Annotated in this window: 21 protein-coding genes; 19 read left to right on the top strand and 2 right to left on the bottom strand. The window is 64.3% G+C overall.

Translation table 11 applies throughout. The features are described from left to right. The first annotated feature begins 387 nt into the window (after nt 1-387). The 19 genes from BMY53_RS17295 (at nt 388) to BMY53_RS17205 (ending at nt 19,211) form a co-directional block, all read left to right on the top strand. Complete coding sequence (locus tag BMY53_RS17295; protein WP_092947734.1) at nt 388-891, top strand: tetratricopeptide repeat protein; 504 nt, start codon at nt 388-390, stop codon at nt 889-891. 410 nt (nt 892-1,301) lie between these two features. After that, nucleotides 1,302-1,625 carry a flagellar transcriptional regulator FlhD gene (gene flhD / locus BMY53_RS17290; protein WP_092947733.1) on the top strand — a complete coding sequence of 108 codons (324 nt, stop codon included), beginning with the start codon at nt 1,302-1,304 and terminating at the stop codon, nt 1,623-1,625. A gap of 357 nt (nt 1,626-1,982) precedes the next feature. After that, nucleotides 1,983-2,519, top strand: coding sequence for a flagellar transcriptional regulator FlhC (gene flhC / locus BMY53_RS17285; RefSeq protein WP_092947732.1), 537 nt, complete (start codon nt 1,983-1,985; stop codon nt 2,517-2,519). Then, the gene (locus BMY53_RS17280; RefSeq protein WP_177200930.1) at nt 2,516-3,589 is read left to right on the top strand and encodes a glycosyltransferase; all 1,074 of its coding nucleotides are present in this window, start codon (nt 2,516-2,518) and stop codon (nt 3,587-3,589) included. Before flhC (BMY53_RS17285) ends, BMY53_RS17280 begins: the two co-directional genes overlap by 4 nt. Nucleotides 3,590-3,850: 261 nt before the next feature. Further along, nucleotides 3,851-4,174 (top strand): flagellar transcriptional regulator FlhD, encoded by a 324-nt coding sequence (flhD, locus tag BMY53_RS17275; RefSeq protein ID WP_092947730.1) that lies wholly within the window; start codon nt 3,851-3,853, stop codon nt 4,172-4,174. 52 nt (nt 4,175-4,226) lie between these two features. Continuing rightward, nucleotides 4,227-4,763 (top strand): flagellar transcriptional regulator FlhC, encoded by a 537-nt coding sequence (gene flhC / locus BMY53_RS17270; RefSeq protein ID WP_092947729.1) that lies wholly within the window; start codon nt 4,227-4,229, stop codon nt 4,761-4,763. A 91-nt stretch (nt 4,764-4,854) separates the two neighbouring features. Next, entirely contained in the window at nt 4,855-5,664 is an 810-nt protein-coding gene (locus tag BMY53_RS17265; RefSeq protein ID WP_092947728.1) for a methyltransferase domain-containing protein, read from the top strand. A 53-nt stretch (nt 5,665-5,717) separates the two neighbouring features. Continuing rightward, on the top strand, nt 5,718-6,578 hold the full coding sequence (motA, locus tag BMY53_RS17260) for a flagellar motor stator protein MotA (protein ID WP_092947727.1): 861 nt from the start codon (nt 5,718-5,720) through the stop codon (nt 6,576-6,578). A gap of 22 nt (nt 6,579-6,600) precedes the next feature. Beyond that, entirely contained in the window at nt 6,601-7,545 is a 945-nt protein-coding gene (gene motB, locus BMY53_RS17255; protein ID WP_092947726.1) for a flagellar motor protein MotB, read from the top strand. A gap of 68 nt (nt 7,546-7,613) precedes the next feature. After that, complete coding sequence (gene cheY, locus BMY53_RS17250; protein ID WP_092947725.1) at nt 7,614-8,006, top strand: chemotaxis response regulator CheY; 393 nt, start codon at nt 7,614-7,616, stop codon at nt 8,004-8,006. 19 nt (nt 8,007-8,025) lie between these two features. After that, complete coding sequence (locus BMY53_RS17245) at nt 8,026-8,661, top strand: protein phosphatase CheZ (RefSeq protein WP_092947724.1); 636 nt, start codon at nt 8,026-8,028, stop codon at nt 8,659-8,661. 614 nt (nt 8,662-9,275) lie between these two features. After that, a complete protein-coding gene (locus BMY53_RS17240; protein WP_092947795.1) occupies nt 9,276-10,475 on the top strand; it encodes an EscU/YscU/HrcU family type III secretion system export apparatus switch protein in 1,200 nt (399 codons plus the stop codon). A gap of 23 nt (nt 10,476-10,498) precedes the next feature. Continuing rightward, nucleotides 10,499-12,601 (top strand): flagellar biosynthesis protein FlhA, encoded by a 2,103-nt coding sequence (flhA, locus tag BMY53_RS17235; RefSeq protein ID WP_092947723.1) that lies wholly within the window; start codon nt 10,499-10,501, stop codon nt 12,599-12,601. After that, nucleotides 12,598-14,250, top strand: a complete 1,653-nt coding sequence (flhF, locus tag BMY53_RS17230) for a flagellar biosynthesis GTPase FlhF (RefSeq protein ID WP_092947722.1) — start codon at nt 12,598-12,600, stop codon at nt 14,248-14,250. The genes flhA and flhF overlap by 4 nt, the downstream gene beginning before the upstream one ends. 181 nt (nt 14,251-14,431) lie before the next feature. Beyond that, nucleotides 14,432-15,250 carry a MinD/ParA family ATP-binding protein gene (locus BMY53_RS17225; RefSeq protein WP_092947721.1) on the top strand — a complete coding sequence of 273 codons (819 nt, stop codon included), beginning with the start codon at nt 14,432-14,434 and terminating at the stop codon, nt 15,248-15,250. Nucleotides 15,251-15,272: 22 nt separating this feature from the next. Beyond that, complete coding sequence (locus BMY53_RS17220) at nt 15,273-15,986, top strand: RNA polymerase sigma factor FliA (protein ID WP_092947720.1); 714 nt, start codon at nt 15,273-15,275, stop codon at nt 15,984-15,986. 66 nt (nt 15,987-16,052) lie between these two features. Further along, nucleotides 16,053-17,444 carry a methyl-accepting chemotaxis protein gene (locus BMY53_RS17215; RefSeq protein WP_092947719.1) on the top strand — a complete coding sequence of 464 codons (1,392 nt, stop codon included), beginning with the start codon at nt 16,053-16,055 and terminating at the stop codon, nt 17,442-17,444. A 163-nt stretch (nt 17,445-17,607) separates the two neighbouring features. Continuing rightward, a complete protein-coding gene (locus BMY53_RS17210) occupies nt 17,608-17,931 on the top strand; it encodes a hypothetical protein (protein ID WP_092947718.1) in 324 nt (107 codons plus the stop codon). Beyond that, complete coding sequence (locus BMY53_RS17205) at nt 17,928-19,211, top strand: DUF445 domain-containing protein (protein ID WP_092947717.1); 1,284 nt, start codon at nt 17,928-17,930, stop codon at nt 19,209-19,211. The genes BMY53_RS17210 and BMY53_RS17205 overlap by 4 nt, the downstream gene beginning before the upstream one ends. Nucleotides 19,212-19,289: 78 nt before the next feature. Here the strand turns inward: BMY53_RS17205 and BMY53_RS17200 are convergent, their stop codons facing one another. Next, complete coding sequence (locus tag BMY53_RS17200; RefSeq protein WP_218151253.1) at nt 19,290-20,717, bottom strand: hypothetical protein; 1,428 nt, start codon at nt 20,715-20,717, stop codon at nt 19,290-19,292. Between the two features lie 770 nt (nt 20,718-21,487). Then, nucleotides 21,488-22,078, bottom strand: coding sequence for a chalcone isomerase family protein (locus tag BMY53_RS17195; protein ID WP_092947716.1), 591 nt, complete (start codon nt 22,076-22,078; stop codon nt 21,488-21,490). Between the last annotated feature and the right edge of the window lie 151 nt (nt 22,079-22,229).

Here is a 22,229-nt window from a genome sequence, read left to right as displayed (position 1 = left end):
TGCGGAGGCCTATGAACGCCAGGCCTTCTAACCGGACCACGTGTCTGACAGCAGACCCGTTGTTTTGGTTGTCGGCACCTTCGCCATAGAACTTGAGGGCTGTTTGTCAAGACTTTCGAAACGTTGAAAAAGGGGTCTGACAACAGGCTGTTTGTCGTTTGACTTTCGGCGGGACCTGGGTCCTGCCAGTCGGTCAATGCGACGGACACAAGTGGTTAACGGCAGCTCCGCGCCGGGATAAAGGGGGAATGGGCGGTGTTGACAGTGCTTTTCGTGCGCTTGGTCACGTCAATGCCGTCCTACAGTTCTTCCCAGCGTTACCGCAGCCGCCAGGCCGGTGACGCACCAGTCACCCCCACCCAGCCACCAACGACCATGGAGAGGTCTATGCCGCTGCAAACGCCCACTCAAGCGCATTCCCAGGCACGGTCCGCCGCGTCCATCGTGTCCACCCCCTCGACGGACGGCGTCAGCCGCATCCAGCCGGGGTCCCGTGAGGCACAACTGCTGCTGGCCAATGCCCGCAACATCGCCTTCGAGCAGGCCGCCCTGGGCCGCATCGGCGATGGCGTGAATTTGTTGTGCAATGCGCTGGAGATCGAGCCGACCAGCGTGGACCTGCTGTCCGATGTCGGCGCCTTGTTGCTGTCCGCCGGCCAACTCTCGGATGCCGCGCTGTATGCGCACCAGGCCGTCAGCCTGCAGCCCCAACACGCCCCCAGCCTCTACACGCTGGCCTTCGCCCTGTCGGGCCTGGGTGAGATCAAGGCGGCCATTGAAGTGCTGACCGCCCTGTGCCAGGGTGAAGCGGCCGAGATGCTGAAGCGCGAGACGCCTGAACTGGCGCCGCTGGTCACCGCTGAACTGCAACGCCTGCAATCGGCCGGCTGACCTCTGGCCCCTGAATCGGTCGCGGCGCTGGCCCCAGGGTCGCCCCGCAACCCCCGCTGAAACGGCCCTGAGTGGCTGTTTCGGTGGCTCCCGATGACCCGGCCGCCGTGCTGGTGGTGTTGGCCGTCGGATATTTTCTTCACTGTCAGGCGCCGCCGCCCATGCGGGCCGCGTTCCTTGCCTGACAGGGCCGTCACGCCCGCCTGACGGCGCGCCCCTGGTGGCGCCGGGCCTCCGGCCTGTTTTCATTCCCTCGGCGAACTGCGCGACCTGTCAGCTTGTAGGAATCAGGCTGACAAAGGGGTCGGCGCGTTCCCTAGCCTGGATCTGGTGTCGACCTGATGTTGTCAGCCTGAGTGAATCTGCAGAATTCATTCCAACGCAGCAACAAACGCCCCAGGAGATCCGAGATGAATGCAGACCAGATCCTCGCCGAGATTCGCGAAGCCAACCTGTCCTACCTGATGCTGGCCCAAAGCCTGATCCGTGCGGACCGCGAGCAGGCGCTGTATCGTCTGGGCATCTCGGAAGACACCGCCGCCCTGCTGAACACCCTCAGCCCGGCCCAGATCATGAAGATGGCCGCCAGCAACACGCTGCTGTGCCGCTTCCGCATGGACGACGACCTGGTGTGGGGCCTGCTGACCAGCCACGGCAAGCCGGCCGCCAACGACGCCGTCTCCCGCCTGCACGCCTCCATCCTGATGGCCGGCCGTCATCACGAAGCTGCATGAATGGAGCCCCCGGCTCCGCGGGTGCGCGGAGCCACCCCCCGAGGGGGTCACCCTCGGTCGGAGCGAAGGCCCCAACCTCCGGTGGATGCGATTGCCTTGGGGCGGCCCGGCGGCAACGCAAGCATGAATGGAGCCCCCGGCTCCGCGGGTACGCGGAGCCACCCCCCGAGGGGGTCACCCTCGGTCGGGGCGAAGGCCCCAACCTCAGGTGGATGCGATTGCCTTGGGGCGGCCCGGCGGCAACGCAAGTCGGTCAATACAAGACTGTCGCCAGACTACGGCAGTTGAGAGACCATGAGCGGTGTGGGGTACGTGATGTGCCCGTCTGAGACCAGTCCCTAGCTGTAGAGGTTTTCCATGCGAACCAAGTCCATCCTGACCGAAGCCAAGCAGATCGAACGCGCTGTGACGTTGATCAAGCTGGGGGCTCGCCTGCAGGTGCTGGAATCGGAAACCGACCTGAGTTACGAGCGTTTGCTGCGCCTGTACAAGGAAGTCTCGGGCAAGAGCCCCAGCAAGGGTCAACTGCCGTTCTCGACCGACTGGTTCATGAGCTGGCAACCCAACATTCACGCCAGCCTGTTCATGAACATTCATGAATACCTGAACAAGGTGGCCGAGATGGACGAGATCGACACCGTCATCAAGGCCTACCAGCTCTATCAGGAGCAGACCCAGGCCCAGAACCTGGAGCCCATGCTGTCGGTGACCCGTGCCTGGCGCCTGGTGAAGTTCGTGGACAACGGCATGCTGACGCTGACCAAATGCAGCAAGTGCGGTGGCCAGTTTGTGACCCACCCCCATGAGGTGGCCAAGCACTATGTGTGCGGCCTGTGCAACCCGCCGGCCCGTGCTGGCAAGGGCAAGGCCGCCGGTGGCCTGCAGATGCAGTGAGCGCTCCCGCGCCTGCCCGCGCACCTTGGCGCACCTGTGTGGTGGTGATCGCCAAAAATGAGGCGGCCCACATCCAGCGCCTGCTGAACAGCGTGCGCCCTTTTGTGGATGACATGCTGGTGCTGGACACGGGCTCCACCGACGCCACGTCGGTATTGGCGGCGCAAGCCGGCGCGCGTGTGGCCCACCTGCCGTGGCCTGATGACTTTTCCGTGGCGCGCAATGCTGCGCTCGACCTGGCCGCAGCGGATTGGCACATCGTGCTGGATGCTGATGAGTGGCTGATCGACGGGGATGACCCCAGTGGCCCCGGTGCCGAGGCCTTGCAGGCCTTGCGCCAAACCCCTCCAGACTTTGTGGGCACCATCGCGCTGGAAGACCAGTTTGACGATGGGGTTGCACACGCGCGGCTCAGCCGCATCCTTCCCGGCCCGGTGCGATACGCCGGACGTATTCATGAGCAAGCCATGCACGCCTTGCCGGTCAAGCCGCTGGCGCTTCGTATTGGCCATGACGGCTACCGCAGTGAACGGCTGACGGATAAGCAGGGGCGCAACCAGCGCCTGTTGCAAGCAGCACTGCAGGACCGTCCGAACGATGCCTATCTTTGGTATCAGCTCGGGAAGGACGCTTTTGTCTATGACGACTTCGCGATGGCGGAAGAAGCCTTCGCGACATGCGCGACTCACTTGACCTCGCTGCCCGCATGGTGGCCGGACCTCGTCGCACGGCGCTTGTTTGGGTTGAAGCGGCTGGGTCGCCATGCCGACGGTGTGGTGTTGGCGGACACGCAGATGGCGATCTGCGAGGAATCGCCGGATGTCTTCTTTGCCCTGGGTGATCTGCTTCTGGATTGGGCGGCGGAGGAGCCGACACAGGCCGATGTGCTGCTGCCCATGATTGAACAAGCGTGGCGCCGTTGCCTGGAGCTGGGGGAGCGTCCAGATCAGCCGGGGGCAGTGGCGGGCCGCGGCAGCCACCTGGCGGCCTTCAATCTGGCCTTGGTTCTGGACGGCACGGGCAGGGCGGATGAAGCCCGGGCGCTGCGGCAGCAGTTTCCCCAAGGCTGACACGGCTGACACGGGCTCAGCCCAGCCCCCAGAGGAAAACCTCTCCTCTGAAAGCCACGAAAAGCAGCGCCGGGATGGCGCTGATCCGGCAACCTGTAGGAAGTTCCCTTACAGCCGCGTCGTCCTGACTCCTAAGCACTGCACAGAAGCGACCTGATGTCGGCTTTGTTTCGGGTTCTCTACAGTTCAACCCATGCCGCGACGTCACCCAGACGACGCAAACAACACCGGCCCCGCCCCACGCAGACCAGGAGTACCGACATGAACGCTGACCAGATCCTTGCTGAAATCCGCGAAGCCAACCTGTCCTACCTGATGCTGGCTCAGAGCCTGATCCGTACCGACCGCGAGCAAGCGCTGTTCCGCCTTGGCATCTCCGAAGAGACGGCCACGCTGCTGAACACGCTGAGCCCGGCCCAGATGATGAAGATGGCTTCTGGCAACACCCTGCTGTGCCGCTTCCGCATGGACGACGACCTGGTGTGGGGCCTGCTGACCAGCCACGGCAAGCCGGCCGCCAACGACGCGGTTTCCCGCCTGCATGCCTCCATCCTGATGGCTGGCCGCCACCACGAAGCAGCCTGAATTTTTCGCCTGCCTGACACCCATACCCAGCATCCAGCACAAGAGGTTTTCCATGCGCACCAAGTCCATCCTGACCGAAGCCAAGCAGATCGAGCGTGCGGTCACGCTGATCAATCTCGGGGCTCGTCTGCAGGTGCTGGAGTCGGAAACCGATCTGAGCTATGAGCGTCTGCTGCGCCTGTACAAGGAAGTCTCGGGCAAGAGCCCGAGCAAGGGCCAACTGCCGTTCTCGACCGACTGGTTCATGAGCTGGCAACCCAATATTCACGCCAGCCTGTTCATGAACATTCATGAATACCTGAACAAGGTGGCCGAGATGGACGAGATCGACACCGTCATCAAGGCCTACCAGCTTTATCAGGAGCAAACTCAGGCACAGAGCCTGGAGCCGCTGTTGTCGGTGACACGCGCCTGGCGCCTGGTGAAGTTTGTGGACAACGGCATGCTGACGCTGACCAAGTGCAGCAAGTGCAATGGCCACTACGTGACCCATCCCCATGAGGTCGCCAAGCACTATGTGTGCGGCCTGTGCAACCCGCCGGCCCGCGCGGGCAAGGGCAAGGCCGCAGGCGGCCTGCAGATGCACTGAGCATTCTGACGTGGTGAGGGTGTGGAGATGAAGTGGTGCTGTGGCGCCACGTCCCGCACAATCACAGCGGTCGACACTCCCCCTGGTCGTTTTGGACGACACCTCCACTTCTTCCCCTTCCAGTGCGCCGTCGCCGTGGCGCTGGCCTGCGCTCGCCCTGGCGAGCTGGGCGGCCTGCTGGGCGGTCTGGCGCGGCTTTGGGCCGGGCTGGCCGGCTGCGCTGGTGGCGACCGGGCTTGGGCTCATCCTGGCGGGCCTGCATCGTCAGCCCTGGCGCCGCGCCATGGTGGCTGCCGGCTTCCCGCTGGCCCTGGTGGTGACGGGCGTGGCGCTGCCCGCCTGGGCCTGGCTCATCCCGCTGCTCATTCTGGTGGTGGCCTATCCACGCCGGGGTTGGTCGGACGCGCCCTTGTTTCCCACGCCGCATGACGCGTTGCGCGCATTGCCGGCCGTGGTTCCCTTGCGTGAACAAGCGCACGTTCTGGATGCGGGTTGTGGGGTAGGGGACGGATTGATGGCGCTTCGCCGCGCTTATCCCGCCGTTCAACTGCATGGCATTGAATACAGTCCGATCCTGTGGCTGCTGGCGCGTCTGCGTTGCGCCTGGGCGAAGGTGACCCGGGGCGATCTGTGGAGCCAGTCGTGGCGGGATTTCGACATGGTCTACCTGTTCCAGCGTCCAGAATCCATGTTGCGGGCGCTCGACAAGGCGCTGGCCGAAATGCCAGGTGACCGCTGGCTGGTGAGCCTGGACTTTCCGCTGCCTGGACAAGCTGTCCATGCGCAGCTGGAGACCGGCAGCCGGCATCGGCTGCATGTGTATCGGATTCAGGATCTTCGACGGGCAGGGCGTGAGCGAAAGAATGCTCAAGCCTTTGGGGGGCCGGTCGATAAGGGATGAGACGGACCGTGTCGAGAGGGGATACGGCAGATTTTTAGGACGGAACGAATTCCATGTTTGTCATCATCGGTTGGGTGCTGGCTATGGCCTGCATCTTCGGCGTGTTCATCGCGCACGGAGGCAATATCAGCGTGGTGCTGCATGCGCTGCCGTTCGAGATGACCACCATCTTCGGCGCGGCCATCGGCGGCATGCTCGCCACCAATCCTCCCAAGGTGATGAAGGCCACCATGAAGGGGCTGGGCGAGTGCTTCAAGGGCAGCAAATACACCAAGGCCCGCTACATGGAGCTTTTGGCCTTGCTCTACGACATCCTGCAGAAGGCCCGCAAGGAGGGTCTGATGTCCATCGAAAAGGATGTCGAGGACCCACACAGCTCACCGCTGTTCCAGAAGTACCCCACGGTCGGCAACGACCACCACGTTGCGGAATTCATCACGGATTACCTGCGCATGATGGTCTCGGGCAACCTGAACGCGCACGAGATTGAATCCTTGATGGATGCCGAAATCGACACCCATCACCACGAAGCCTTCCTGGCGGTGCAGGCCTTGCAGCGCCTGGCGGGCGGATTGCCCGCCTTCGGAATTGTGGCGGCGGTGCTGGGGGTGGTGAACACCATGGGCTCGGTGGGGCAACCCCCGGCCGTGCTGGGCGGCATGATCGGCTCGGCGCTGGTGGGCACTTTCCTTGGCATTTTATTGGCCTATGCTTTTGCGGAGCCGCTGGCGGGTGCGCTGGAGGCCAAGGTGGATGAGGCCGGCAAGGAACTGCAATGCATCAAGACCACGTTGCTGGCGTCGATGCAGGGGTATGCACCGCAAGTCGCCATCGAGTTTGGCCGCAAGGTCCTGTATTCGACGGAGCGTCCGACCTTCTCGGAACTTGAAGGTCACGTGAAGGGCAAGAAGTAATCGGAAGGCGGAAGGAATTTCCATGGCCGGAGACGCCAAGAAACTTCAGCCCATCATCATCAAGCGCATCAAGAAGGGCGGCCATGCTGCTCACGGGGGTGCGTGGAAGATTGCCTATGCGGACTTCGTGACCGCGATGATGGCTTTCTTCCTGCTGATGTGGCTGCTCGGTTCCACGACCGAAGGCGACAAGAAGGGTATTGCCGACTATTTCGCCTCGCCGCTGAAGGTGGCGATGTTTGGTGGCTCCGGTTCCGGGGATGCTTCCCACATCATCAAGGGTGGGGGGCAGGACCTGACGCGCCAGACGGGCCAGGTCAAGGCCGGCGATGTGGAATCCCCCAGAAAAACCATCAATTTGAAGGCCTTGAAGGAGGAGCAACGTCGTGCGGAGCGGGTACGGCTGCAACAACTCAAGGACAAGGTGGAGAAAATCATTGCCGACAACCCAAAAATTGCGGCATTAGGTGGACAAATCCGTCTTGACATGACCCGCGAGGGCTTGCGTATCCAAATCGTGGACGAGAATAATCGTCCTATGTTTGACAGTGGCAGTGCCGTGGTGAAGCCGTATATGCGCGAGCTGCTCCAGGAACTCGGCGGTGTGCTGTCCGAGGTGCCCAACCGGCTCACGCTGGAGGGGCACACGGACTCACAGGCGTTTTCTGGTGGTGAGCGTGGATACAGCAACTGGGAGTTGTCCGCCGATCGTGCCAATGCTTCGCGACGCGAGTTGTTGGCTGGCGGGCTGCCGGACAGTCGGGTCCTGCGAGTGCAGGGTCTGGCGTCCAGCAAGTTGCTCGACACCAAGGACTCGAAAAGCCCGGTCAATCGCCGTATCAGCATCATTGTGATGAATCGCGATGCTGAGGATGCGGTCCTGAAAAACCTCACGGATGAGGAAGATGCACCGAGTGATGGGGCCAGCGCACCGATGGCCTCGAGTTCGGCACCTGAGGGCCGATGAAGCTCGCAGATGTCTTTCCGATTCCAAAGAAATCGCCTTAAGCCCTCCAGTCCCCTCAGAGGAACGCCATGAGCACTGACATGAAATTCTTGATCGTCGACGACTTCTCGACCATGCGCCGTATTGTGCGTGGCCTGCTGAAGGAGATCGGCTACAACAACGCCGAAGAGGCAGAAGATGGCGTTGAGGCCCTGAGCATGCTGAAACAGGCGAAATACGACTTCGTCGTCAGCGACATCAACATGCCCAACATGAATGGTTTTGAGCTGCTCAAGGCCATCAAGGAAGACGCCACGCTGAAGCATCTGCCGGTGCTGATGGTGACGGCCGAGGCCCGCAAGGAAGACATCGTGCTGGCGGCGCAGAGTGGTGCGGCGGGTTACATCGTCAAGCCCTTCACAAAGGCCACGCTGGAAGAAAAAGTCCAGAAGATCATGCAGAAACTGGCCGCTGCGGCCTGACGCGTTGGGGAGTACCACCATGCAGATGGAAGAATTGGCCAAACTGGGTCAAGGGACTGAGCCGTTGGCCGTATCGCCGGATGTGTTCCAGCAGATCGGCACGATTACCCGCGTGTTGCACGACACGATGCAACAACTGGGCGTGATGCCCAAGCTGCAGGTGGCCACGGACGGCTTGCCGGACGCACGCAGCCGTCTGACCTATATCGCCACGAAGACGGCAGATGCCGCCAACAAGGTGCTGAACTCGGTGGATCAGGCCAAGGCGGAGCATGCACGCATCTCTGCTGCGGCCAACGCGATGGCCCAGGCCATCACGGCGGATCCGGTGAAGGCGGTGGCGACGGGTGCGGTCTTCAACTTCGTGAAGGAAGTCGAGAGCTCGACCTCCAAGATCGATACCCACCTGACCGACATCATGATGGCGCAGGACTTTCATGACCTGACGGGCCAAGTGGTGGCCAAGGTGGTGACGCTGGCCAATGACCTGGAGGACAGCCTGGTCAAGCTGCTGCTGCAGGTGGTGCCGCCTGAGCAGCGTGAGAAGGTGGACCACAACATCCTGCAAGGCCCGGTGGTGAACCCTGAAGGCCGTACGGACGTGGTATCGAACCAGTCCGAAGTGGATGACCTCCTGGCGTCCCTAGGCTTCTAAAACCTCGGTGTTCTGAGGGCTTTGAGGCCCTCGCGCCGTGGTCCGCGTAGCAAGCGCCGACACGGCACCCCGTCACGCCCAGATTTCCCAACGCGACTTCGGGTTTACGCCGGGAGTTGGAGTTGCAAATTGGCGGCGGATCTCGGTGGTGGACGGGTGGTGTGCCCTGGAAATCGGGCGTGCGTGGGAGGAGCTGAGGAGCGGAGAAATTCGGGGGGGGGCGCGCGGAGCGCGCTTCGTTAACTGACTAGAGGGACCGGCTGTTTGAGCGGAGCGAGCCGAAGGTGAGCGAAGCGAGTTGGGCCCGCCCCGAATTTTGAGCACCGGAGGGGAGTCTTGAGGGCAAAGCCCTCAAGACCTCCGGACTCGCGCGCCCGATTTTCAGGGCACGCCGCCCGCGCTCCGATCTCCGAACATGGCCCGGGTCCGGTCCGGTCCGGTCCGATCCGCGAACGCGAACGCGAACGCGAACGCGGCCCTCGAACGCGAGAATCCGGCAGCTTCTCAGCCAGAAGAACCACCGGTTTTCTCCCCCTTATCTGCCTAAAGCCAGCCCCCGTTAAGCCGAACAATGGCGGGGCCACGGCATGGTGCTGTGGACGACCACCCCGCCCATGGCCGACCAAGACGCACAAGACCGCAACTTACCCGCCTCGCAGAAGAAGATCGAAAGGTCTCGCAAGGAAGGGCAACTGCCGCGCTCCCGTGACCTGCCTCACTTCACCGTGATGGCGGCCGGTGGTGCCTTGATTGCGTCCACGGCGCCCTCGACGGTGGCGACGCTTCAGCACATGCTGGAAGGCTCCCTGCGTTTCGATGCCGAACAGCTGCGCACCGCCGGCATGATGACCGAGCGCCTGTCCGGCTTGACCTGGCAGGCCTTTGCCCTGGTGCTGCCCGGCCTGCTGATCCTGGCGGTAGCCGCCATCGCCGGCCACCTGGCTGGCGGCGGCTGGAACTTCACCATGAAGCCGCTGGCCCCCAAGTTCACCCACCTGAATCCCATCAACGGATTTGGCCGCCTCTTCCAGTGGCAGAACCTCACCCAGGCCCTCAAGGCCTGCCTGCTCAGCCTCGTCCTTGGCGTCATCGGCGCCCTGGCCCTGAAGGATCGGGTGGCTGGTTTCGTCGGCATCATGTCCGTGCCCCTGCCTGCAGCCCTGGCTTTCGCCGGCCAGCAGCTCATGGGCGGCATGATGCTGCTGGGCATCGCGCTGTTCATGTTCGCGGCCATCGACCTGCCCCTGCAGCGTTTCATGTACATGAAGCGCCTGAAGATGTCGCGCGAGGAAGCCAAGAACGAACTCAAGGAAGCCGAAGGCAACCTTGAAATGAAGCACAAGATGCGCCACAAGGCCCGCGAGCTGATCAAGCGCCAGATGCTCGCCGCCGTGCCCAAGGCCGACCTGGTCGTCATGAACCCGACCCACTATGCCGTCGCCATCCAGTATGACGAGACCAAGATGGGCGCGCCCCGTGTCGTCGCCAAGGGCCTGGACCTGCTGGCCTTCAAGATCCGCGACATCGCCAAGGACAGCAAGGTCCCGGTGCTGCGTGCCCCCGCCCTGGCCCGTGCCCTGTACGCCCACGCCGAGATCGACCGCGAAATCCCTGGCGCTCTCTTTGGCGCGGTCGCCCAGGTGCTGGCCTATGTGTACCAGCTGAAGGCCGCCATGGCCGGCCGCGGTGCCACCCCGAACGAAGCGCCCAACCCGAGCGTGCCGGACGACCTCGATCCGCACAAGAAGCCGGGCTGGACCCCTCCGGCAGACGAACAGGACGACCTGTTCGCTGAAGCCGCCCCTCAACGTTGACGCAGATTCAAGAAGGCTGAACCATGAACGAGCTCCTGGCCCGTTTGCAGAACCTCCTCGGACCCCGCGCCGCGATTATTGGCGCGCTGGGTGCGCCGATCGCCGTCATGATGATTTTGGCGATGATGGTGCTGCCCCTGCCGCCGTTCGCCCTGGATCTGTTCTTCACCTTCAACATCGCCATGGCCATCATGGTCATGATGGTGGCCTCGCACATGGTCCGGCCGCTGGACTTCGCGGCCTTCCCGACCGTGCTGCTGCTCACCACCCTGATGCGGCTGTCCCTGAACGTCGCCTCCACCCGCGTCGTGCTCATGGAAGGCCATACCGGGGCTGGCGCCGCCGGCCAGGTGATCGAGAGTTTTGGCCACTTCCTGATCGGCGGCAACTTCGCCGTCGGCCTGATTGTTTTCGCCATCCTGGTGGTCATCAACTTCATCGTCGTCACCAAGGGTGCGGAGCGGATCGCCGAGGTCGGTGCCCGCTTCACGCTGGACGCCATGCCCGGCAAGCAGATGGCCGTGGATGCGGACCTCTCCGCTGGCCTGATCGACGAAAAGGAAGCCAAGCGCCGCCGCGCCGAACTCAGCGACGAAGCCGACTTCTTCGGCTCCATGGACGGTGCCAGCAAGTTCGTCCGTGGTGATGCCGTGGCCGGCATCCTGATCCTGTTCATCAACATCGTCGGTGGTTTCATCATCGGCGTGGCCCAGCACGGCCTGTCCGCCGGCCAGGCCGCTGACAGCTACATCCTGCTGGCCGTGGGTGACGCCCTGGTCGCCCAGGTGCCTGCGCTGCTGATCTCGGTGGCCTCCGCCCTGGTCGTCTCCCGCGTCGGCAAGGACAAGGATGTCGGCGCCATGATCGGCAAGCAGGTCTTCGGCTCCACCAAGGCCGTGGGCATCACCGCCGGCGTGGTGGCCGTCCTGGGCCTGATCCCGGGCATGCCGCACCTGGTCTTCCTGCTGATCGCCGGTGGCCTGGGCTACCTGACCTACTGGATGAAGCAGAAGGAAACCAAGGAGACGCAGGCGGCTGCTGCGGCCAAGGCGGCCACCCCCACGGCGGGTGCCCCCAACCCGGACGCCGAAGCCAGCTGGGAAGACGTCGCCCCGGTGGACACCCTGGGCCTGGAAGTCGGCTACCGCCTGATCGCCCTGGTCGACAAGAGCCGCGAAGGCGACCTGCTCAGCCGCATCAAGGGCGTACGCCGCAAGTTTGCGCAAGACGTCGGTTTCCTGCCCCCGTCCGTCCACATCCGCGACAACCTCGAACTGCGCCCCAGCCAGTACCGCGTCACCCTGCGCGGTGCCGTCATCGGCGAAGCCGAGGCCTACCCGGGCATGTGGCTGGCGATCAACCCGGGTCACGCGACCCAAAAACTGATCGGTACGCAAACCACCGACCCCGCCTTTGGCCTCCCGGCGGTCTGGATCGAAGACCGGCAACGGGAAATGGCACAAATGGCAGGCTTTACGGTCGTTGATTGCGCGACCGTCGTGGCCACACATCTCTCACACTTGATGCAAGTTCACGCGGCCCGATTGTTGGGCCGAGTGGAAACCCAGCAGCTGGTGGAACACCTCACCAAGCAAGCGCCTCAGTTGATTGAAGACGTGATTCCCAAAATGGTCAATATCGCCAACCTGCAACGAGTCCTCCAGTTCCTGCTGGAAGAGGGCGTGCACATCCGCGATATGCGTTCCGTGGTGGAAAGCCTGGCCGAAAACGCCAGCCAGACCTCGGATCCGGCCGAACTGGCCCGTCGTATCCGCATTCACATCGCTCCGGCGATCGTGCAGCAGATCTACGGTCCGGCGAAAGAACTGGACGTCATTGCCCTCGAACCCGAACTGGAGCGCCTGGTGACACAGGCCCTGAATTCCCCGCACGGTGCTGCACTGGATCCTGGCGTGGCTGACACGCTGGCCCGCAGCGCCGCGCAGACCGCCCAGTCTCAGGAAGACCGTGGCCTGCCTGCCTGTCTGCTGGTACCCGACCTGATCCGCGCCCCCCTGGCCCGGCTCCTGAAGCGCGCTGCCCCGCGTCTGAAGGTGCTTGGCCATAGCGAGATCCCGGAAACGCACACTATCCGCATCGGCTCCATCATCGGAGGCACGGCATGAACGTCAAGCGATTTACTGCCCGCAACACCCGCGAAGCCATGAGCCTGGTCCGCCAGGCCTTTGGCGACGAAGCCGTGGTGCTGTCCAACAAGCCCTGCCCCGAAGGGGTGGAGGTGCTGGCCATGGCGCCGGAGGGGATGTCGCAGATCGAGCGAGTGGCGGCTTCCGCCCCGCGCGTCGCTGCCCCCCGGACGGCGCCTCAGGCTGCCCCGCGCGCCGCGCATGCTGAGCCGCAGCCGCGCCAGGCCATCAAGCAGCGTCTGTCGGCGCCGCGCCAGGAGCCTGGCTTCTCGCACGGCCAGCCGCCTTCGATCGGTGACGACGTCAACGCCATGGCCATGAGCACGCTGTCCTTCCAGGACTATGTGCGTGAACGCATGCTCAAGCGCCGCGCCGCCGAAATGAACGGCCAGCCCGACCCGATGATGGACGAGCCCGCCCCGGCCGCCATGCAGGAATCCGTGGCCTCCATGGTGCAGGCCCGCGACCAGCGCGCCCGCAGCGCCATGCAGACCCTGGGTGCCCGCCGTGTCGATGAAGCGCCGGCCTATCACCCTGAGCCTGCGCCGCGTATCGTGCCGCCGGTGCTGCGCGACGAGATCCGTGTCCAGCAGGCCGCGATGCAGCACACCCCCGACCTGGGTGGCTTCGGCGTGCCCAGCATGGACAGCATGCCGGCTCGCCGCGAGCAGGAAATGATGACCGAACTGCGCGCCATGAAGGGCCTGATCGAAGAGCGCTTCGGCGCCCTGGCCTTCATGGAAAAGCTGCAACGCCAGCCGACGCAGGCCCGCCTGACCCAGAAGCTGCTGGATGCCGGTTTCTCCCCGGGCCTGGTGCGCAAGCTGGTGGACGGCCTGCCGGCGCAAGCCACCGAGGAAGCCGAAGGCACCGCCTGGGCCGCCAACGTGCTGTCGCGCAATGTCGCCACCGCCGAGCAGATGCCTCCCCTGGAAGACCAGGGCGGTGTGTTTGCCCTGATCGGCTCCACGGGCGTGGGCAAGACCACCACGACGGCCAAGATTGCGGCGGCCTTTGCCACCAAGTACGGTGCCAGCCAGCTCGGCCTGATCACCCTGGACGCCTACCGGATTGGTGCCCACGAGCAACTGCGCGCCTACGGCCGCATCCTGGGCGTGCCGGTGCACACCGCGCATGACCGCGCCTCGCTGGAAGACCTGCTGGAGCTGCTGTCGGGCAAGAAGATGGTCCTGATCGACACCGCCGGCACCGCCCAGCGCGACAGCCGTACCGCCGAACTGCTGGACATGCTGGCCCACAAGAGCATCAAGCGCTTGCTGGTGGTGAATTCCGCCCAGCAGGGCGAAACCATCGAAGACGTGGTCCAGGCCTGGCGCGGCAGCGAAGCCCAGGGCGTGATCCTGTCCAAGATCGACGAGGCCGTGAAGCTGGCCCCGGCGCTGGATACGGTGATCCGTCACAAGCTGCGCGTGATTGGTGTGGCCAACGGCCAGCGTGTGCCGGAAGATTGGCATCGCCTGTCGTCGCAAGCCCTGGTGCAACGCGCCTTGCGCAGCCATGGCCAGTCTGCCTGGCGCATGGATGCCTCGGACGTGAACCTGATCTTTGCTGCCGGCACCGGTCTCGGTGCCTCGGCGAAAACGGCTTCCTCGATGGGTCTGAACTGACCAGCCAGCGATCCTTGTCGCTGACTGGCGGGACACGACCCCCCGCATCAGCAGAGGAATGCCCTCCGACCGTCACCGGATCGACTTGAAATGCAGGGTGTTTTGCCCGTTCAATTCGGTATGGCGACCCGGTACTCACAGCGAAACTTCCGGTAACGGAAAGCAGAAGACAGAGCAGCCCATGCGCGACCCGATGAGCCACAGCAATGCTCCCAAGGACCAGGCCGACGGCCTGCGCCGACTCTTCGCCACCGCCCGGGTGCGTGTGGTGCCGGTGGTGAGCAACCCGCATGTGGTGGGCAGCGGGGCCTTGCTGGAGGGGCTGTGCGCCGCCTTCGGCGAGCTCGGCCTGCACACCCTGGTCGTGGACGCCGGCGAACAGGCCGTCGCCGCCTCCGAACTGGCCGCAGTGGACCTGGCCGCCTGTGTCGAGCCGCTGTCGTCCAAGGTGTCCTTCCTGGCCGCGCGCGGTCTGCCGCTGCGCTATATCAATGCCAACGGTTCCGCCGCCCAGTTCCTGGAGGCCGTGACCGATGCCGCGCCCTTTGCCGACGTTGTCCTGCTGCATGCGAGCGCGGCCGAACTGTCCCGCGTGCTGGTCTCGCGGGAAGTGCGACCGGTGCTGCTGGCCGACACCGACGTGCAGAGCGTCACCCACGCCTATGCCGGCATGAAGTGGCTGACCCAGCGCGCCGGCCTGATGGTCTACAGCCTGTTGCTGGCCTGCTCGCCGCAACTGCGCCTGGCCGAACGTATTGCGCAGCAACTCTCCAGTTGCGGCGATGGCTTCCTTGGCGCCGTGCTGCGCGAGTGGGGCTGCCTCGACCCGAAGCAGCCAGCCACGGCGCCGCTCACACCCGAGCTGCGCCACATGGCGCGCGAACTGCTGCTGGCCTCCGTGCCTGGCGCCGCGCTGGACAGCCCCGCCGACGCCATGCCGCTGCGCCCGCGCCCCATGTGGCAGCCCAACCCGGGCCGCGTGCAGGCCTCGCCTCATTGAGTCCCTGGTCTTGGAGTCAAGCATGTATACCGCCAAGGGCCAACTCGACAACAACTCGCTGATCCGCCAGTACAGCCCGCTGGTGCGACGCCTGGCACATCAGATGATTGCCAAGCTGCCGGCGAACGTGGAACTGGACGACCTGATCCAGGTCGGCCTGATCGGGCTGACCGACGCCTTGTCGCGTTTTGACACCGCGCAAGGCGTGCAGTTCGAGACCTTCGCCACCCAGCGCATCCGTGGCGCCATGCTCGATGAGCTGCGCGGCTCGGACTGGATGAGCCGCGGCAATCGCCGCCAGCAACGCTCCATCGAATCCGCCGTGCACAAGCTGGAGCAAAAGCTCGGCCGTGCGCCGCAGGAATCCGAGATTGCCGACGAGATGGGCATCAGCCTGGCGGATTACCAGGAGATGCTGTCCAAGGTGCGCGGCACCCAGCTCGTCTACCTGGAAGACATCTCCGGCGATGACGGCGACGACGATTACCTCGACCGCCATGTGGGTGACGACACCGCCGACCCCATGAGCATGCTGCGGGACCACCGCATGCGCGAGGCGCTGGTGGAGGCCATCAAGAACCTCCCGGAGCGCGAGGGCTACGTCATGTCGATGTATTACGAGCACGACATGAACCTCAAGGAAATCGCTGCGGTGTTGAAGGTCACCGAATCCCGCGTGTGTCAGCTCCACAGTCAGGCGATTGCCCGCTTGCGCGTCAAGCTTCGCGACTGGTAAAAGGGCCGGCAGGTCTGTCCTTGGCCGCCCGTCCCGGGCAGCCCGGAGCCTCAAGGAGCGGCAGCAATGTGGGAGACATGGCGCCGGCGTGCCCCGACCAAAGGCGGCACGCCAGACGCGGCATCGACCGTACCGGGTACGGCAGGCGCAGGCTTGGACCCTTATCAGCAGACCACTCGCGTCGTTCGTGAACTGTCCGGCGGCGTGTCCCGCCTGGGCCGTGATGCGGCCGAGGTGCGGGGGCTGCTCGAGGACACGCAGAAGGTGGTGCTCTCGCAAGCCCAGGCCATGCAGGCGCTGGGCAGCGAACTGGACGAAGTCCGGCACGCGCAGGACGCCATCAATCAATCCACCTCGCAGACACGCGACGCCGTGGGCCGTGCCCGCACGGCGCTGGCCGTGGTGGGGGACGAGGTCGGTGGCATCGTGGCCACCTTGCGCCAGGTCTCCGACGCCGCCTCCGACATCACCCGCATCGCCTTGCAGACGCGGCTGGTGGCCTTCAATGCCTCGGTCGAAGCCAAGCGGGCGGGCGAAGCGGGCCGCGGCTTTGGGGTGGTCGCGGATGCCGTCAAGGATCTTGCCGCGCAGGTGGAAGCCTCGTCCAAGGCCATCATGGGTACGGTGGGCACGCTGGACAGCCGGATCGAGGCCTTCAGCCGTGAGCTGCGGGCAGACGCGGTGGGCCATGAGGGCGCTGCGGGGCAGAGCACCATCCACCGCGCCTTCGCGGATGTGGAGACGGATGTGGACCTCATCTCCCGGTCGGCCCAGCAAAGCCAGGCCACCACGCAGCAACTGGCGGACCGCTCAGGAGAACTGGGCGTCGAGATCCAGCAGGCCATGCGCAAGCTCGAATCCGCCTTTGCCTGCAGTGACCGCTTTCTGCGCCTGTCCGAACAGATGATCGAACAGATCGCTTCCAGCGGTGTGGCGGTGGACGACTCCCCCTACATCGAAGCCGTGCAGCAGGCCGCGCTCGAAGTGTCCGGCTTGCTGGAGCAGGCGCTGCGAGAGCGTCGGATCGACAGCAGCATGCTGTTCGACGAGGCCTACCAAGCCATCGCGGGCACCGACCCGCAGCAATACCTGACCCGCTTCACCGAGCTGGCCGACAAGCTGTTCCCGCAGGTGCAGGAACGGATGCTGACCTTCTCCGACAAAGTGGTGTTCTGCATCGCCGTGGACCGCAATGGCTACGTCGCTACCCACAACCGCCGCTACTGCCAGCCGCAGCGGCCCGGCGAGACGGCCTGGAACACCGCCAACAGCCGATACCGGCGCATCTTCAACGACCGTACCGGCCTGGCCTCGGCCCGCAACCAGCGCCCCTTCCTGCTGCAGACCTATCGGCGCGACATGGGGGGCGGCCAGTTCGTGTTGCTCAAGGAAGCGTCCGCCCCCATCACCGTCGCTGGCCGACACTGGGGCGGGCTGCGACTGGCCTTCGGATTCTGATGCGTCAAAATGCCGCAGAGGTTTGACCGATCCGGGATGCAGAGCGGCCCGACAACTTTTCAAGCGCAAGGGGCCCATGTTGAATGCTACCCACGGGCGTCCGAACCGGACACCCGCCTCAACACCTCATGCACAGCGCCGTGACCCGACGCAGGAGTAGCGCATGGACAACCGACTGACCGCCCTTGAAACCAAGTGGGATGCCGTCATCCCCACCCTGGCCACCAAGGCCGATCTCGACAAGCTCGAGTGCGTCACCAAGGCGGAGATGGCCGTGCTGGGGCAGGCCACCAAGGCTGACATCGCCGAGCTGCGGGCGGATGTCCACAAGACGGCGGCGTCGCTCAAGACCTGGGCCATGGCGACCCTCATTGCCATGCTGGGTTTCCAGACGGGACTGATGGCCTGGTTCACCCGAGCCCATGACGCCCCTCATGCGCGGACCTTGAGCGCCTCCGACCTGCAAGGCGACCTCTGCGGTTCATGATCGACGCGGACACCCGCCAGGCCGATCTCCGCCGCATGCAGCTGGCCGCCCTGGCGGTGCTGCTGTTGGCCTTGGCCGGGCTGGCGCTCAGTGTGGCCATGGGGGGGCAGGGCGCCTGGGCGTGGTTCAAGGCCTTCTGCGAGGCCGCGACGGTGGGTGGGTTGGCAGACTGGTTTGCGGTGACGGCGCTGTTCCGGCATCCGCTGGGCCTGCCCATTCCGCACACCGCGCTGATCCCGCAAGGCAAGCACCGCATTGCTGACAGCCTGGCTGCATTTGTGCGCGACAACTTTCTGCATCCGGAAGCGCTGCTCACCAAGCTCCAGGTCTTCAACCCGGCGAAGCGTCTGGGGGAATGGCTGGCCTCTCCGGCCCATCAGGCACAGGTCACCGGAACCGCTCGCACTGTTGCGCTGGAGGCCCTGTCCCTGCTCAACGAGGAGTCGGTCCGCCGGGCCATGGGCGAGTTTCTGGTGCAACGTGCGCTGTCCTGGAACGCCACCGCCACGGCCGCGAGCGTGCTGGACGTGCTGACCGACGAAGGCCGCCACCAGCAGGTGCTGGACGGTGCACTGGAGAAGCTGCGGGACTACCTGGCCACGCCGGAGGTGCGCGGGCTGGTGGCGGCGCGGCTGGTGAAGTTCTCACGGGCGCAGTGGCCCAAGGTCACCTCGGTGGTGGATGCGCTGAGCAGCGTGGACAAGATGGCCGACAGCCTGTCCGACAAGCTGGCCCTGCAACTGGTGGAGGAGGTGCAGGAGGCCTTGTCGCACCCCGAGCACACCGTGCGGCGGGAGTTCGATGCCTGGATCCGCAGCTTCATCAGCCGCCTGCGTGAAGATGAGGTCTTTGCCGGCGACATCAACGCACTCAAGGACCGTGTGGTGCAGAGCCAGGACGTCCGCAGCTACCTGGACGGTCTGTGGGTGGAGGTGCGAGCCAGCATCGAAATGGACATCCGCCGCGACGATTCCGCATTGATGCGCCACCTCACCCAGGCCCTGGCGGGCCTGGCCCGGCGCCTGGGGCAGGACGAGTCGCTCACCCAGGCCATCAACGACCACCTGTTGTCGGCGGCGGGTTCGCTGGTCTCGCGCATGCGCCATGGCGTGACCGAACACATTGCCTCCACGGTCAAGTCCTGGGACGACCGCAGTCTTGTCCGCCAGATCGAGCTCAGCGTGGGACGAGACCTGCAGTTCATCCGGCTCAATGGCACCTTGGTGGGCGGCGCCATCGGCCTGCTGCTGCATGCGGTGACCGTCTGGCTGAAGCCTTAGGCTTTTGCATGGCGTTTGCTGACCTGGGCGTTTTTCAGGCGCCCAGGGCTTGAGGTTTGCTGCGGGCGCTTTCCTGCGTCAAAGCTGCTTGAGGAAGGTCACCAGGTCCTTCTTCTCCTGCTCCGTCAGCTTGGTTTCCAGCACCACGTTGAAGAATTCCACCGTGTCGTCCAGCGTCAGCAGGCGGCCGTCATGCAGATAGGGCGGGGAGTCCTTGATGCCACGCAGCGGGAAGGTCTTGATGGGGCCATCCATGTTGGCCATGCGCCCGTTGATCATCTGCGGCTTGAAGAAGCGTTCGGTGCGCAGGTTGTGCATCAGGTTGTCGGTGTAATAGGGCGGCGCATGGCAGCTGGCGCAATTGGCCTTGCCGAAGAACAGTTGCTGGCCGCGCATTTCGGCGGGTGTGGCCTTCTTGGGGTCCAGTTTGCCGTCGATGCCGAGCTTGGGGGCGGGCGGGAAGTCCAACAGGGCCTGGAACTCGCCCATGAAGTGCACCTGGCTGCCGCGTTCCAGGACGTTCACACCCTTCTTGGTGGCGATCACCGGGTCGCCATCGAAGTAGGCGGCGCGCTGCTCGAATTCGGTGAAGTCTTCGACTGACTTCAAGGCCCGCTGTGAGCCAAACAGCCGTTGGATATTCACGCCGCGCAGGCTGGGGGTATCCAGGCGGTGGCGGAACTCCTGCGGCCGGATGTCCCCCACCAGATGGGTGGCGGCATTCGAGTGGCCATTGGCATGGCAGTCCAGGCAGGCCACGCCCCGGCTGGGCTTGAGGCTGCGGCGGTCCTCCGTCTGGTTGAACTGCTGTTGGGGGAAGGGCGTGACCAGCAGGCGCAGCCCTTCGAGCTGCTTCGGATTGAGCACCCCGTTGAACAACCGGAAGTAGTTGTTGATGGTGACCAGTTCCCCCTTGGACACGTCGCCCAGGTCGGGCCGTGTGGTCAGGAAGATGGGGGCGGGGAATTCCGGGATGAAGTGGTCGGGCAGGTCGTAATCCAGGTCGAAGCGGGTCAGGTCCCGGTCGATCTCCTGGCGCTTGATCTCGTCGATGACGAATTTTGGAAACAGCATGCCCCCTTCGGGATGGTTGGGGTGGGGCAGGGGCAGGAAGCCTTGCGGGAACAGGTCCTTGTTCCGAATCTCTTCGGGGCTCATGGCGGCGAGCTGTTCCCAGGTCACGCCGCGGGGCAGGCGCACGCGCACACCGTCCTGCACGGCTTTGCCTTTGGACATGGTGGCGTCCTGGGCGGGCCGGTTGGCCAGGTCGTAGCGTTGCGAGAGCAGATCGGATTGCCGTTTCGCGATGCCGGGTTTGGCGGCGCTCATGCGTTTGACCACGCTGTCGAACGGCTCGGTGATGACCACCGGCGCGTAGCTCGATGCGGGACTGGGTGTCTCGCTCATGGCCGCCGGCATGGTGGCCAGCAGCATGGGGGCGGCAAGCAGGGCGAACCCTTTGCGACCGCGACGACCCTGATGGTGAGGGGCTTTGCAAGCAAACATGGCAGTCTCCCTGGCGATGAACCGCTTTGTCGCGGTTCTTGTCATTGGCTGGGGCTGCGAATGCTACTGCTGGCACTTTTGCGTTCAAGTCCCCTTGCCCTGCCGTGATGACTGCTTGTGTGGGGTTGCCCACCCATGCAGTGTCAGCAACAGAGGACGCTGGCACCTGCCAGGCGCGGTTGACCCACGAGCGCGTGAGCGCCAGATGGCGTCGTTTTCAGAGGAGAACGTCAGTGCGTTTCATCGATTCGTATCCTGGCGGACAACGTCCATCAAGCAGACAGCGCATCGCTTTCATTTATGTGTGTCATAGCGATATGCAATGAAACACTGCCAATGAATGGACAAAGAAAGCGCTATCCCGCCATAGACCCCATTGAGGCAATGGAATCTGCCCCGCAATCCACAGACTGTGCAGAGGTTCCCCGGGAAGCACGGACGACATCCAGGCAGACGCGCCGTCCTTTCGATGCCGACAGCGAGTGGGTCGAGGACGGCAGGGCGCGGGGTTTTTGCGAAGGCAAAGGCCCCGCGCCCTGGCGGCCCAGCGCGCCGACCGTAGCAGTCCAGCACGCCACCCTGGCCGTCCAGCGCGCCGACCTTCGCAGTCCAGCGCCCCGATCCTCGCAGTTCAGCGGGCCGACCTTCGCAGTCCAGCGCGCCGACCCTCGCAATCCAGCGCGCCGACCGTAGAAGTTCAGCGCGTCGACCACTGCACTCCAGCGCGCCGACCCTAAACGGCAGTCCAGCACGCCGACCTTGGCAGTCAATTACTTCGCCACCGCCCCCAGCAACCCATCCCGCGTGCTCCCCCGCACCTTCGGCCCGATCCACACCTTCATCATCATCGGGAAGAAGCTCTCCCCTTCGATCGTGTCGCCCATCTTCGCCCCGTTCACCGCGAACTCCGTGCTCTGCTTGGCCGGGTTGTAGTCGATGGTCACCAGCTCGCCTTTCAGCAGTTTCGAGCGTGTGCCAAACACCATCCCCAGTTGCGAGGTCTGGATGATGTTCTTCGCAAACTCCTCCTGCGCGTTCTGCCGAATCCGGTCCAGCATCGCGTTGGAGAGGTCACGTGCCGACACATCGCGCAGCATGTAGAACTGAATGCGCTTGACCCCCTTTTCAGCGACAGCGCCTTCCATCGTCGTCTGCTTCTTCGGCAGGTAAAAACCCACAGCGGTCGAGCGCGTGGACAGGATGCTCGACGTGGCGGCACCGTTGAGCAGCAGGTTCTGACCGAGCACTGTCTCCGTGTCCTGGAACTTGTAGCCCTCCACATCCACTTCGGCGAATGTCAGGGTGGTCAGGGCGCTGAGGCCGATGGCAACGGCCATGGCACGGAAATGACGACGGTTCATAGTGCTCCTCGAATGGTGGGTGATGTCGTGTTCTTTTCTATTGGGGGCCCCTCACAAAAGTGGGTGCCCCCCCGGGATGCTCGATGGAATCGGCATTCCGGCCGTGAATTACAGCGGAAGCGCACGCGCCGCGACAGCCCTGCGCTATGGG

Source organism: Roseateles sp. YR242 (assembly GCF_900109745.1).
Lineage (GTDB): Bacteria > Pseudomonadota > Gammaproteobacteria > Burkholderiales > Burkholderiaceae_C > Roseateles.
Note: the sequence above shows the minus strand (reverse complement) of the source record. Positions and strands in the feature narration are given on the sequence as shown.